General features: G+C 45.5%; 12 protein-coding genes and 2 tRNA genes. 11 read left to right on the top strand and 3 right to left on the bottom strand.

Features of this window, described 5'->3' with window-relative positions:
* Positions 1-569: 569 nt before the first annotated feature.
* From MJO52_RS10195 to MJO52_RS10165, 7 genes are all read left to right on the top strand, one after another.
* Positions 570-1,391 (top strand): hypothetical protein, encoded by an 822-nt coding sequence (locus tag MJO52_RS10195; protein WP_252085832.1) that lies wholly within the window; start codon positions 570-572, stop codon positions 1,389-1,391.
* Between the two features lie 93 nt (positions 1,392-1,484).
* Entirely contained in the window at positions 1,485-1,718 is a 234-nt protein-coding gene (locus MJO52_RS10190; RefSeq protein ID WP_252085831.1) for a hypothetical protein, read from the top strand.
* An 86-nt stretch (positions 1,719-1,804) separates the two neighbouring features.
* Complete coding sequence (locus MJO52_RS10185) at positions 1,805-3,709, top strand: S8 family serine peptidase (RefSeq protein ID WP_252085830.1); 1,905 nt, start codon at positions 1,805-1,807, stop codon at positions 3,707-3,709.
* A gap of 508 nt (positions 3,710-4,217) precedes the next feature.
* Positions 4,218-5,390 carry a hypothetical protein gene (locus tag MJO52_RS10180; RefSeq protein WP_252085829.1) on the top strand — a complete coding sequence of 391 codons (1,173 nt, stop codon included), beginning with the start codon at positions 4,218-4,220 and terminating at the stop codon, positions 5,388-5,390.
* Positions 5,391-5,813: 423 nt separating this feature from the next.
* Positions 5,814-5,887, top strand: a tRNA-Cys gene (locus tag MJO52_RS10175).
* A 94-nt stretch (positions 5,888-5,981) separates the two neighbouring features.
* A tRNA-Leu gene (locus MJO52_RS10170) sits at positions 5,982-6,068 on the top strand.
* A 249-nt stretch (positions 6,069-6,317) separates the two neighbouring features.
* A complete protein-coding gene (locus tag MJO52_RS10165; RefSeq protein WP_252085828.1) occupies positions 6,318-7,214 on the top strand; it encodes a hypothetical protein in 897 nt (298 codons plus the stop codon).
* 75 nt (positions 7,215-7,289) lie between these two features.
* Here the strand turns inward: MJO52_RS10165 and MJO52_RS10160 are convergent, their stop codons facing one another.
* Positions 7,290-7,406 (bottom strand): DUF4113 domain-containing protein, encoded by a 117-nt coding sequence (locus MJO52_RS10160; protein ID WP_252085827.1) that lies wholly within the window; start codon positions 7,404-7,406, stop codon positions 7,290-7,292.
* A gap of 599 nt (positions 7,407-8,005) precedes the next feature.
* On the opposite strand from MJO52_RS10160, the gene MJO52_RS10155 reads away from it, so the two are divergent.
* The 3 genes from MJO52_RS10155 (at position 8,006) to MJO52_RS10145 (ending at position 10,514) form a co-directional block, all read left to right on the top strand.
* Positions 8,006-8,836, top strand: coding sequence for a TauD/TfdA dioxygenase family protein (locus MJO52_RS10155; RefSeq protein WP_252085826.1), 831 nt, complete (start codon positions 8,006-8,008; stop codon positions 8,834-8,836).
* A 367-nt stretch (positions 8,837-9,203) separates the two neighbouring features.
* Positions 9,204-9,749, top strand: a complete 546-nt coding sequence (sigZ, locus tag MJO52_RS10150) for an RNA polymerase sigma factor SigZ (RefSeq protein WP_252085825.1) — start codon at positions 9,204-9,206, stop codon at positions 9,747-9,749.
* Between the two features lie 63 nt (positions 9,750-9,812).
* Entirely contained in the window at positions 9,813-10,514 is a 702-nt protein-coding gene (locus MJO52_RS10145; protein WP_252085824.1) for a glutathione S-transferase family protein, read from the top strand.
* Positions 10,515-10,907: 393 nt separating this feature from the next.
* On the opposite strand, the gene MJO52_RS10140 is transcribed toward MJO52_RS10145, so the two are convergent.
* A complete protein-coding gene (locus tag MJO52_RS10140; RefSeq protein ID WP_252085823.1) occupies positions 10,908-12,080 on the bottom strand; it encodes a dipeptidase in 1,173 nt (390 codons plus the stop codon).
* 189 nt (positions 12,081-12,269) lie between these two features.
* Between MJO52_RS10140 and MJO52_RS10135 the strand changes: the two genes are divergently transcribed.
* Entirely contained in the window at positions 12,270-12,743 is a 474-nt protein-coding gene (locus MJO52_RS10135; RefSeq protein WP_252085822.1) for an LEA type 2 family protein, read from the top strand.
* A gap of 70 nt (positions 12,744-12,813) precedes the next feature.
* Here the strand turns inward: MJO52_RS10135 and MJO52_RS10130 are convergent, their stop codons facing one another.
* A complete protein-coding gene (locus MJO52_RS10130; RefSeq protein WP_252085821.1) occupies positions 12,814-13,770 on the bottom strand; it encodes a lipid A deacylase LpxR family protein in 957 nt (318 codons plus the stop codon).
* Between the last annotated feature and the right edge of the window lie 38 nt (positions 13,771-13,808).

The following is a 13,808-nucleotide window of genomic DNA, read 5'->3' as shown; positions in this document are numbered from 1 at the left end:
TGAAACATGCAGAATAAAAAAGCCCTCCGCCCTACCCCTCATTGATTCCATAGAGAAGAATTTTAAGCTTACACATAAAGCAACTCAGAAAAGAAGAAATGCTTTATGATTATTATTTAGGAGGAATTTAAATAAGACTGCCTATTTGAAGTCACACCCTGAAACTTTTGAGCGGGGATGAATACATCGCCTCCTCCGAACAATATAATGTATAAGTTTAGAACCAACACGGCTTGCCATCTTATAGAAAATTGAGTGAATTATCGGCTAAAAATCGTTACATTTTTAAAAAGGTACAAACATTTTTCATGCCTTTATATTCAATCGATTTTAGCCACAAAAATTCTTAAACTTTTCCAGCACACTGCGAAAGCTTCTCTATACTCTGCTCAGCCAGCTGGATACTCGACACTTAAAGCATTCCCTCTATTATTGGCACCTGATTTACTTCTAGCTGGTCAAATTGTTAATGGGGCTTTATCAAGTCTCAATACTCTCAACCCAGAAACCATGAAATACCTGGACGATAGATTTTTATATCGATAAAGGCCTACTCAAGGAGTACGTTCATGTACCAGCCATATGCATACGCTCAAGGGACTTTTGGACAGCCACTTAACTACGCTATTCCTCCAATCAACACAGTCGCAGGATTCACCAATATATTCCCTCATCATGCTGTACCACAACTGAGCCCCCAAGGTTTCCTGGGTGATTTGGTGAGTCGGGCGGCGCCATTAATTGGCGGTATTGTTGGTGGACCTCAAGGCCAGCTGATCAATTCCCTCGGCGGTCTTGGTCAATTGCTTCCCTTCCAAGCATTACCACAAATTCAGCCTCAACTTACCCAGCCATTCATTCCTCAGGGATATATTGGAGAATTAATCAACCGGGCAGCGCAACAATTTGGGGGCTATTTGGGTGCACCCCAAAACCAATTTGTGAATGCTGTGAATAACCTCAGTCAGTTGCTGCCTTTCCAGGCTGCGCCACAATATACGCCCCAGGGTTTCCTAGGAGAACTGATAAACCGCGCTGCGCCGGTAATTGGCAACTACATTGGTGGCCCACAGGGCCAACTTCTCAACAATGTTGCGCGACTAGGTCAGCTACTGCCATTTCAGGCCATGCCTCAGTTCGTTCCACAATTAACGACACAGCCCTATTTAAATCAGTTTACCCCTGTTCCCCAGATTCAAGAGCAGCTGGGGACCCTCCCTGCTCAAATGATGAACCCAATGACGGGTATCGGCCATACATTGCCATTTCAGGTAATACCACAGACTCCATATCAAGGATTGCAAAATTTAAGTGGTATCGGCCAGGCATACCCATTCCAGGCCATGCAGCAGCCTAACTCACCCCTACAGCAGCAATCCTATTTACACTAATCAAACACTGATTCTTGGTGGCGGATTTTCCGCCACCAGTTTTATATAACTTGCCCCGGCATTCTTTAAGTTGATCGTTATCAGAGAAAAATAATGAAAAAATTTGAGCAGTATGTGGCTGTCCCTAACCGCAAGGTATTAGCTACCGCCATAGAATTGGAGGAGCTGGCACGCGAGGCAAAAAACTGCCCAGATGTGAAAGAAGTCGTCTTGCGCAAAAGCAATGTCACACTACGAGCTACACCAGATGCAGTTGAAAACTTAAGAAGGAAATTAGGCGGGAAAGTGATCATAGATCCAGACAGCCCTATTCAGCCAATCGGCTAATATTGAATACCCTCTCGATTCATTACTTTCGGACGTTAAGTACACGCTAAAAGTCAGCACCGCACTGAAAGCGAAGGAACACAAACATGACTGAATCCCGACAAGAAAAGGCCGCAGGAGAACCTTCGGTCGAGGTTGCAGAGAAGGTCGAGTTACTTATTTCTCCCCGCCGGAGCCAAGTGGCCAAGTCTATGGGAGTCCAGCTATTAAACGCTGGCTCAATGCACAATATAATTTCAACTATTGCCAGGCAGCCCGGTTGTGAAGTGCTTCGCGAAATTAGGCCAGGTAGAAAGCTAAAAACACTTTCAACTGCAGATGAAGCAACAAACATCTACAAAGTGCGTATGGATGTTGATGCTGCCGCTACTCTCTACCAAACGGCCCCTCCCAATATTGCCGTTGAACTGGATTCATTACTTTCTTATGGGCAAGCTAATTTTGCACCAAGTTTTACTGCAATTTTTGCCCAGCAGCCCGGTCTCTTGCGTGAATATCATGCTAAGGCCCAACAAGTCCGGCTCCGAGTGGTCGGCTCAAAGGGTGAACCGATTCGGGATGCTCAAGTAATTGTAGAAAGTGCGGGCTTCCCACAAGAGGGCGTAACCAACAACAAAGGGGAAGTGGCGATCAATATTTTCGCCCAGAGTGGCGGGGCCCAGATCAAATCCCTTCTTATCCGCCCCTCTAAAGATTTCTGGAATAAATATATTCGTTGCCCCTCACTTTCTCTGACAGGAGTAAATCTGGTCAAATTGCACTCACTAAGCGAGGCAATCCCCAGCTTTCCAAATAACGCTCCCTATGGCTGGGGGCAAAAGTACATGGGCTTAGATCAACTTCCCGATGAATATACCGGTAAAGGTATTAAGATCGCCATCATTGACTCGGGGGCCGATAACCAACATCCAATACTCTCGCATCTAAAAAATGGCATTGATGTCACTAATAATTACGACAGCAAAAGCTGGGCAGAAGACATTGTCGGACATGGAACCCATTGCGCAGGTATCATTGCCGGCCAACCCTCTGGGACTGATGCTATACGTGGCTTTGCACCAGAAGCCGAAATTTATGTATTTAAAGTCTTCCCTGGCGGCCAATTTAGTAGCCTGATTGATGCAATCGCTCACTGCATTGAAATAGGTATTGATGTGATCAATATGAGCCTGGGGAGCACAGATTCATCAGAAGCCGTTGAACAGCAAATTGAAGATGCTGTGCAACATGGTATCGCCTGCATTGTTGCCGCTGGCAATTCTGGCGGCCCTGTTCAGTATCCTGCAAGATCCCCCAATGTTATGGCTGTAGGGGCGATAGGAATGCTCAATGAATTTCCAAGAGACTCCTGGGATGCTCAAACCGTTATTCCATCAACCGTTACTGCAGATGGTGTTTTCTTACCCGCCTTTAGTTGCCATGGACCAGAAGTATCAGTAGCGGCTCCGGGAGTGGGTATTGTGTCATCGGTACCAGATAAAGGATTTGATGTACAGTCAGGCACGTCCATGGCAGCACCTCATATCACTGGTCTGGCTGCCCTGCTACTTGCCCACCACCCATTATTTAAAACCACTTTCAGACAGCGTGATATTTCGCGTACAACCGGCCTCTTCCAACTGATCCGAACACTAACATCACCAATGAATCTTGGGGCAGATAGAGTAGGAGCCGGTGTTCCCAGGCTATTTGGTATTGATTCTCTATTCGAGTCAGCCAAAGAAATGGCAAAAACCGAAGGTATTGGTGTATCTGCCGCCCAGCCCACAAGCCCACATACTTCTCCTTATACCGGATATAGCGTGCCGCCAATGCAAGGGTATGCGGGGGCTGGAGCAAACTGGTCCGGCCATCAGTTTGTCCCGGCCTATTACGGGGCAGAGGTTAGCGGAATGCCCCCCCAACAACCAGTGATGGGTACTTTCCCAGACGGCTTCGCCTTTGCCTATGGAATGCCCTTTATGGATCCACGCTCCATTCGTTATTGGTAGAAACATCCACAGAGGCCACGGGAACCTGTGGCCTCTGTACCTACGTCATTCCTCAATGCTTGCGCATGGGCCATTTTCCCTACACACAGCTTGAATAAAAATCAACCACCCTTTCCCCTATCAACATTTTTCGGCGGCGCTTTTCTACATAACACAACCTCTAGTGACATATTGGGTTGTACTTAAAATATACCACTTACATTGATAACGTCTTTATAAGTGTATTCTTTAATCCGACTTAATAGTCAAATTTGCTTCTACATGCACTAACCAGACGCACCGGAACGAATGATTAAACCCAGGTGCCGTGACTCATTTGCTTGATGGCGACATCTCGGCACCTGTAGGCTTGCTCATTGTCCAAATTGGAACTTGTTGGATTTTCTGCCAGATAATGATGCGTAAACAACTTCTCTCTTTGTCTTTGTTTGTTCTTATCCTTTCACCGGTTTCTAGGGCATATGAGCTCTTATACACGGCAAAAATCGACCCTGAGAGTAAGAGGGCCTTGGTTGAGGTAGCTCTGAGCGGTGAAGACGTACCCAGTAAGCTAACCCTGAACCTGGCTTCAGGCCGTTATAAGGACCTGAAGAGCGCGCAGCCTTTGGAAGAAAAGGAAGGAAATGCTATTTGGCACACCGCCGGCAACGAGGCAAAACTCCGTTATAGTTTTGTTATCAATAACCAAAGGAAAAACGGTGGTTATGATTCACGCATTACCAAAGACTGGGCAATTCTACGCAGCGATAAATTAATTCCGCCAATTTCTGCTACCAGCCGAGGACGGGCCACGGATACCCGCCTGAAGTTAGAGATGCCTGAAGGTTGGTCTTCCGCTCTGCCCTACCCTCAAATCGAAGAAAATCTCTATCAAATATCCGACAAAAAGCGACGTTTTGTCAGACCAAAGGGATGGATGATTGTTGGTAAGATCGGCAGCCGCCAGGATTTGATTGCCAACACAGATACCAGAATTTCCGGCCCTAAGGGGCAAAACATCCGTCGACAGGACATTCTTGCATTTCTCAATTGGAATCTGCCAGAACTTAAAAAAATTTTCCCTCTATTTCCAGACCATTTATTGATCGTTACCGCTGATGACCCTATGTGGCGAGGGGGATTATCCGGGACGCGCTCATTATTTATGCATGCCGATCGGCCTTTGATCAGTGGAAACCGCACCAGTAGCATGATCCACGAGCTAGTACATGTTGGAACAGGTATCCATGGAGATGACCAGAGTGACTGGATTGTGGAGGGCCTTGCAGAATTTTACTCCCTTGAAATTTTAAGAAGAACTGGTGGCATCAGTGATGACCGCTACCAAGAGGCAATGGATAAACTGATTAATTGGGGAAAAAAGGCCCCCACCCTATTGGTGAAACGCTCCTCAGGGCCAGTTACAGCGCGGGCAGCGGGAGTTATGCTGGAACTCGATAAAGAGATTCGTGAAGCAAGCGACGGTAAAGCCAGTATTGATGAGGTTGCGAAAGCACTCGCGAGTACCCGTGGCGAAGTGACTTTGGAACGCTTTCGAAAGCTGTCAGAACAAGCAGCTGGTAGACCCGTAAAAGCACTGGCCTTAAAAAACCTCACCGAGAAAAATTCTAAGGACATCAAACAACAGATAAAAAAAAGCCCTGACGACGGGGGGGGAGAGCGTCAGGGCCAAGACCATTAGGAGTGAAACTTGGAGGATTTCATCCTTGCTACACTACGGGCAAATACCATCCTGGTGTGCCCTACCGGCATTGCATAACACGTTTGGGGGGAGACATGTTAGCCAGATAAAGACAGTATCGAACACCCTCAATGGATTGCCAGCAACCCTTCCAATAAATTAAGAACAAATGGAAATAGCTTCATTGGCAACCGCACTAAAAGTTATTAAGTCTATTGCCATAAGGTCATCCGTGAACTTTCCAGACTTTTTTCCTCAAGTTTTACAATTTGTTGAAAACAACGCTTGACTAATCTCTGATAGTCCATAGAATAGCGCCCACTTACGCAGCCAAGGGCACGTAAGTATAAGAAAACGCTAGGATTTTTCAGATTTATCAGATAGAATTCGCAGCGTTCTCATCCACACAAGATGTGGAACAAAGGCTAGGTGGCAGAGTGGTCATGCAGCGGACTGCAACTCCGTGTACGCCGGTTCGATTCCGACCCTAGCCTCCATTTTTCCTTTTCATTGCAGAATCCTGTGAACTGCATTGAACGTGAGGATCCAGGGAAGAGCAAAAGTGCTAAAATCCCACCTCGCAAAGGAGCTGCCCGGGTGGTGGAATTGGTAGACACAGGAGACTTAAAATCTCCCGGCTTCACGGCCGTGCCGGTTCAAGTCCGGCCCCGGGCACCACACATCCCTTCAGAATCAACAAGTTAGATACCTTTTGGTGCAAATTTGGTGCACCCATTCTCAAAATTGATTCTTAAATAATTGTCCTCTCCTCATGTATCTTTTTTATAGTGTTACTGAGCTTCCCCCCTTGATCACTTTATTTGAAATTCACCCAACTCTGTAATCACAGACGTAAAATAATCTAGCCACTAGACATCAATACTGCCCAGTTTAATAATTTGCCGATGTCAAAAAATGGATGGACGTATGGCTGAATTAGACTTAAAGGCGGCATGGGCAAGGCTTGTAAACTGGTGGTCGCCGAAGGGGCCCATTGAGAAGCGCACTCTTTGGCAGACAGGCAGGTTTAAGACGGTTTTTTTCATTCCCCTGCTCACGGCGATTATCTCCGCTTCATGGATAGCCGCTCGGCTTGACCTTCCCTTGGATCCATCTTATGTCGGCTTAAATCGACTCTTCGAAATCTATAAATTCCCTATCGCTGCTCTTGCTCTTGCGCTGCCACTTACAGCATTCGTAGCGACAAACCATAGGTCAGCTCAGTCTGCCGAGAGTCTAAAAAGAGCGGAACTCCAAAACTCTTTCTCAAATTATTTTACCCACAGAAAGGAATTCTTCGATTTACTTTCACAACTTGAAACAGACCTCAAGATTACATTTTCTGATACGGGCGCACTCTATCAGAATTGCTTTCCAAGAAATAAAAAATCCGATTTTAATATTGATCCTGCGGGCCTTAATGAAGATACCGCCCAACCTTACCTGCTCTATTTAGATGAAGAATTCGAAAGTGCCGAAATGAAAATTGCCTATTCTGAGGTACCTTTTACTCAAGAAAAAGTAATAGAAATTTATGATATCTACTCAGCATTATCAGACCAGCTATTTTTTCAAGTAAAAGATGGGGTCGAGATAAACAATGGTGCAAAGATAGGATTTTCTAACGAAGATCCTTTAACCCACAGACGGTTAATTAGTAAAGTATTGATCCAACTTGGAAGATTTTCTGATATTGACTGTTTTAATGCCCGCAAAACCCATCACTGTACGGATTTTGATACTGCTGCCAGGATATACTTCAAACCAGAAAATAATTGTCACTCCCAAGAAAGCAAACCCATAGACACCCCTGTTGAAGTTTAATTACTTAACGCTTGAAATTACCAGGCTAAGTTGTATTTCTTAAACAACTCAAGTCACCACCCTCGGCAAATCCCCCTATCGGGTGGTATAGGCAGGCGATGTAAACGCCTGCCGCATCTTCCACTTTTTCTGGATACCCTCGGCTACTAGAAACAGCGTCCCGTGACCAAGCTTTTTATTGATCCGGTCCATCGTCTACATGGTTTCCCCTTCCCTGCCCCATTTCCCTGACTGAGGGCACGGGGGATTATTACGCCTAGCCCGGCTGCCGCTTTCATAAAGCGGCAGCCGGGAGGCCATCAATCCGCAATGGCTTCTCTTACCAGCCGCACGATCACCCCCGTGGCACCGGTGGAGTATGGGGCCGCGCTGCGACTGTAGTAATTGGGCTCATGGGGTAAGGCATGTAGAAATACATGTAAGACTGTAAACCTCCACTTTGGCACCTAATTCCCGCAGGATAGCCATTACTCTGTGGGAGATATCGCCATTCAGAGTAATTTCTAGAGAAGGTCGCACCAGATGAATGTGCAACCAGCACAGGACTCAGGAAGTACATCAAGTTATTAAATATTGAGATTTTTTTGCTTAGCATCAAAGTTGCGTTATGAGATAGTTGCTATAGATCTATAGAAATATGACGCAAAATATATCAATTTTTGTAACTCATTAATTTTATTTCCTTTTATTTTGATAGAGCCAAACTCAATGGGAAAAGTGAATTACAAAAGGTTGAACCTCTTCACGAATATCTTATTATGCGATGACATTCATTTGATGCGACACCTATCATGCATATCTCTCAGTTCTCAACAGGCTGTGGTGCGCTCGTGGAAGGCATACAGCTAGCTAATTTATCTAGTAACGAGCTAAGCGACCTACGCCAAGCTTTCGCTGATCATGGCGTGCTATTTTTTCGCAACCAGTCTCTATCCCCTGAGGAGCACCTGACCTTCGCCCGCCGCTGGGGCGAAATTGTCATCAATAAGTTTTTTACCCACACTCAGGAATATCCAGGCATCGCTGAAGTACGCAAGGAGAAAGATCAGGAAACCAATGTAGGCGGTGGCTGGCATACTGATCATTCTTATGATCAGGAACCAGCCCTCGGCTCGATTCTGGTTGCCAGAGAATTACCCAAATCCGGAGGCGATACCCACTTCGCCAACCTACAAAAGGCGTACGAAAGTCTTTCCAATGGGCTAAAGCAAACACTGGAAACACTTAGGGCCGTACATTCCAATGTCCACGTATATGGTGAGGATGGTTACTACCAATCAACAGATTTGTCATCACAACTAGGGGGCGTCAACGAAGTTGGAGAAGCGATTCATCCGGTGGTAATCCAGCACCCCGATAACGGGCGCAAGATTCTCTATGTAAATCCAGGGTTCACACTGCGCTTTGAGGGATGGACACCTGAGGAAAGTAGACCTCTATTGAACTTCCTATTTGCCCACGTGCTCACTAATGGCTATACATGCCGCTTCAATTGGGAGCCGGGCTCAGTCGCATTTTGGGATAACCGCTCTACCTGGCATTCTGCCGAAAATGATTATCAGGGACAGTTCCGCCTAATGCACCGTATCACTCTTGCCGGAAGAGCATTAGAAGCTGTCTGACCAGAGTTTGGGGCGTCGCAGTTCACCGGTCAGTGAAAAGGTTCGGCTGCGCCCCAGGTAGCCTCCTCACACTGGTCGGGGCTTTAATCATCAACGGTTAAGTATGTGTCATTAGCGACTATTAAAAAAGGCAACTTCTAGACAAAGCTCGACCCCCGAGAAGTATCCAGTTACTCCACCTTCCTCTAGTGATTTCTCTACACACCTGGCCCTACCCTTTAACCGACTCTTATCTACTGGATTTGATTAGTGTCTTGCACCGCCGCTAAACTTAGATGAAAGCGAAAGGGTTCTTATCATCTAATTTCGAACAAGTGGCTGAAACCAGCTGGTCAAAAAAATGCATAACGCAAGAGCGATAAAAAATATGACTATTGATTCTGTTTGGAAAGAATATCGTTCAGCCCTGCGAGCTTTTCTCAGCTCAAAGGTTTCATCTGCCGATGCAGTTGATGATCTGCTCCAAGAGATCCTGATAAAGATTCACAGGAATCTCCATACAGTAAGGGATCAAAAAAGTATCAAATCTTGGCTATTTCAGATAGCCAACAGGACAGTTATTGATTTCTACCGTGAAAATGGAAGGCTCAAGGAAGTAGAACTCGAAGACAACTTGTTGTTACCTGAAGAGGATTCAGAAACGCAGCGTAGGTTATCAGCCTGTATAGAGCCTTTTGTTAACGCGCTCCCCCAGGAGTCAGCTGCTCTACTAAAGGCTATTGAACTGGAAGGTCAGTCACAAAAATCTTATGCGACAGAGCATAAAATCCCCTACTCCACCTTAAAATCCAGAGTACAAAAAGGTAGAAGCCAACTGCGCAAACTATTTGAGGACTGCTGCCATTTCACTCACGACAGCCATGGAACAGTGATCGATTATGTGCCGAAATCAAAACACCATAAAAATTGTTAAATAGTTTCGTCTTTTTCAAAAAGCCTCCGTCATATAAATACAAACCAATGACGAGGACGAATTATGATCAAGGTTGTCAGCTTTAAAATATGCCCTTTTGTTCAGCGAGTAACCGCCCTTCTTGAAGCAAAAGAGATTCCCTATGAAATTGAATACATTAGCTTGAATGATAAACCTCAGTGGTTCCTGGATATCTCGCCCACTGGCCAGGTACCAGTTCTGATCACCGATTCTGGGGAGGCCCTCTTTGAGTCCGATGCGATTGTTGAGTACTTAAATGAAATAGCCCTACCTCTAGAGTCAGGGCTCACTCCAGAACAACGTGCGCGCGACCGAGCCTGGAGTTACCAGGCAGCAAAGAACTATTTGCTACAGTGCTCTGCTCAGCGTAGTAAAGATGAGCAAACACTGGCTGAGCGCAGCGAAAAACTGAGCAAAGTTTTTGAGCGAGCTGAAAAGGCTTTAGGACAGGGGCCATTTTTTAAAGGCGCGACGCTAAGTAATGTCGATATTGCCTGGCTACCACTTCTTCACCGAGCTGCCATTATCAAAGCACGTTCCGGGTACGACTTCATTGTCGACTACCCAAAAGTAAAGGCATGGCAAACTGCCATTCTAAATACTGGATTGCCAGAAAAATCAGTACCTGAAGATTTCGAAAAGCTCTTTACAGATTTCTACCTATCAGAAAATACTTTTCTTGGAGGTAACAAGGCAAGCACCCACAATCTAGATAACTCTTGCGCCAATGGGAGTTGCTGCTAATTTTCTCTACCGCACGCCCCTTGAAAGAGGGGCGTACAAAGAGAAAGCGTCTCAATTTACCTAGCACAAACATACTACATAACTCGAATAAATCATTAGTCCTTGTCATTTTATTCACTGCAACTACTTCGGAGCTCATAGTAGTCAACAAGTCAAAGCAACCCTATTTACCCTTGATGTTACAATGTTATGCGAGATCGGATATTTCCAGATGTCTGGATTAATATCTAGATGAAGTTAAATTGTTAGGAGATTGTCAGGCTCCGAACAAATGGATAGTGATTCACATGCCCTTCAAGAATCACCATCTCCCGAATACATCCCAATAACTCTGATCCAGTTCTTACAGGTTGGAATGACAACTCTCTCTCGAATAACCTCAGAAAGTAAATTTCAATCCCCTTGGGGTAAGTTCTTCAGGAAAAAGTCTCGCATATTTTCACCCATGACCTTTCGAATTTCCTCTTCAGTGAACCCTTGACTTAGCATTTCTGCGGTCAAAATCCCCAAATCACCAGCATCAAAAGAAACTTCAACAGTGCCATCATAATCTGAACCAAGGGCAACATGATCAACCCCTAATAGATCTATGGCATAGCGGATTGTTTTAACAATATTGTGAGGGCTATTATCACATACCGCTTCTTCCCAAAATCCAATGCCGATCAAGCCCCCTTGATCGGCAATCTCCTTCATTAGGTCATCGCTAATATTCCGCGGCGAATCACACATACCTTTCAGGCCAGTATGAGAAATAATTACAGGCCTTTTGGTCAGAGCCAACACATCCCTCACAACAGGCTCTGAGGAGTGGGCTACGTCGATAACAATTGAACGTTTATCCATCTCCTGCACAGCTGACCGACCAAACTCTGTTAAACCAGCCCCACTTTGCCCATGCAGAGATCCACCCAGTTCATTGTCAAAAAAGTGCTGTAATCCCATCACTCGAAAACCGGCCTCATAAAGGCGGTCAATATTGGATAACTCACCCTCTAATGGGTGGGCCCCTTCAATACCAAGAATTGCTGCGAGGGTGCTAGCGCCTTGTTGCCGGGCCTGGAGGATTTGCCTCAGATCTTCCGCATTACGCACAATGCGAAATTTCTCGGGAGAAGATTCCTGTAGCTTAGTAGCCCTTTCAGAGTGAAAAAGTGCCCGCTCCAACAAGCTATTCCATGTTCGCGGCGGCCAACCTTGAGCAATTGCCAGTAAGGTTATATTGTCACCAGCACTAGCAGAGTTTTCATTTAAGTTCATGCCCCGGGGAGACTTAGTGACAGAGGTAAAAACCTGCATTCCCAAATTACCACGCCGTGCCCTGGGTAGATCCAGATGGCCATAGTTTACCTCCTTTGACAAATCACGAGACCAGAGGAAGCTATCTGCATGCAAATCACCAACAATGAGTGATCTATGCAAAGCTTCAGCTTGTTCGGGAATTTTAGGGGGCTCACCAACACTAATCTTGTTTAAACTTCGCTCAATTCCTGGCAGCAAAAGCCATTTCCAGCTCGCGAACAATATTAATGCCACTGCTGTCAAACTTATAAGCCAAGTCTTCATTATGATTTCCTGATGCCAGTAGTCTTGTACACGATTGGGGTTATAACCTGAGACGTTGCGGCATGTCAGGAGCCAGCTAGGTTTGGAAACACTCAACGATCAATTAAAAGTCAATACGCTCAAAATACACACACAACATCACCTTAATCTGGTGTCCAGGTCAATATTTAGGAAAACCAAGGAATCATAGTGACAAATTATTATCGATTTATTCTAATATTGTTGATTACAGTACTATTTAGTGGCTGTGCGGCACTTTCACCGAGCTTCCAAAAACCTGAAGTAGAAGTGGTCGCCGTGGAACCTCTTCCTACAAGAGATGGCAATAATCTCAGATTTCGAATTCACCTTCGCGTTTTCAACCCAAACAATAGTGAATTGGCACTCTCCGGTCTTTTCTACACTCTGCGGCTAGGTGGGCATAAGGTTTTGACGGGAACCTCAAATAACCTGATGCCCATCGCCCCCTACGGCCAGGATGATATCGCTGTGGATGCAACAGCTAGCATAGTCGGCTCAATCTTTGCCGCTGTAAACCTCATTAACTTAAATCAGCACTCAATACCCTATGAACTAGAAGCAAAAATAGGCTTGCGTAAATCACTACTTCCCTCAATTAAGGTGAATAGAAGTGGGGTCATTCACTTGAACCAATATCGGTAACTCTTTCGCTTGATTTACTACTTGTCGGTCTGTGGAGGGCCGCCTGCTTGCCCTCCTCAATACTCACCCGCTAAATTTGCTTGGTAAGGATCAGGGACATTACAAAGTTACCCATTGGTGCACTGTTATGACTGAGGAACCCCTCGTCAGGATGGGACTGGGACTCATAAATTTTTGTGTTATACCTGATATTCAAGCCGAATTCGTAAGAGTTTCGACCAAAGAAAGCGCCGATATTCGCAAACGTCACCTCCTTCTCAGGGGTGACACCATAGCTGAAGATTTTTACTCCTCCCTTAGTCTTTGAATTGCCCTCCATCAATACATTCCTTTGAACAGTTCTATGCTCTAACCCAGCCTGTAAATACCAGTAACGCCCACCCTCAAGGGGGGAGGACGCGGCACTAAAGGCGGGTAAAGAGCTTCCCAATAAAACTCGCACCCCTGCACCAAAGTCCCTGACGATATTACCTGTTTTCCAACGAAGGTAAGGCACTAGTCGATAGCTTGTGCCCCATATGACATTCTGGAGTAAGTGATAATCTAACTTAAGCTCAGGCATCAGCCCCCATTCATTGAAGACCTGGGAATCCCATCCTTTGGGGGGAGAAGACGAGACAATCCAGTGCATAAATTTCTGTGTTTGGCGAGCGCCCGCTCTAGAGCCGACTGTTCCGGCATCAAGTGTTAAATCAATCATCCACTGATTTAAAATTTGATATTTGTATCTTATGCCTAAATAGCTCCAACCTGCATAGGGATGCTCTTCATTAATGGGTTCAGATCTACCAAGATGATCTGGAGTATAAATCTCCTGACCAAACCTCAAGGTGTAGGGCTTTCCTATAGGGCTCCAACGAACAAAGAAACCGCCTGTATAGTCTCTGTCTGTCTGGAAAAGTGCATCATTTACTAGTTCAAGCTGTAACTTCCCTTTTGGTGAGTCATCCGCACAAAGCATTGAGGCGTGGCAGACAGACAGCAAACCGACAATAGAAGCTGAAAGTTTTTTTCTATTAATAAGCACCCTTAACCTGCCTCTCGAATGATTGAACCAGTTTGTCC

This window comes from Microbulbifer variabilis, from assembly GCF_023716485.1.
GTDB classification, from domain to species: domain Bacteria; phylum Pseudomonadota; class Gammaproteobacteria; order Pseudomonadales; family Cellvibrionaceae; genus Microbulbifer; species Microbulbifer variabilis_B.
The sequence above is the reverse complement of the archived record's forward strand: the minus strand, read 5'-3'. Positions and strand labels throughout refer to the sequence as shown.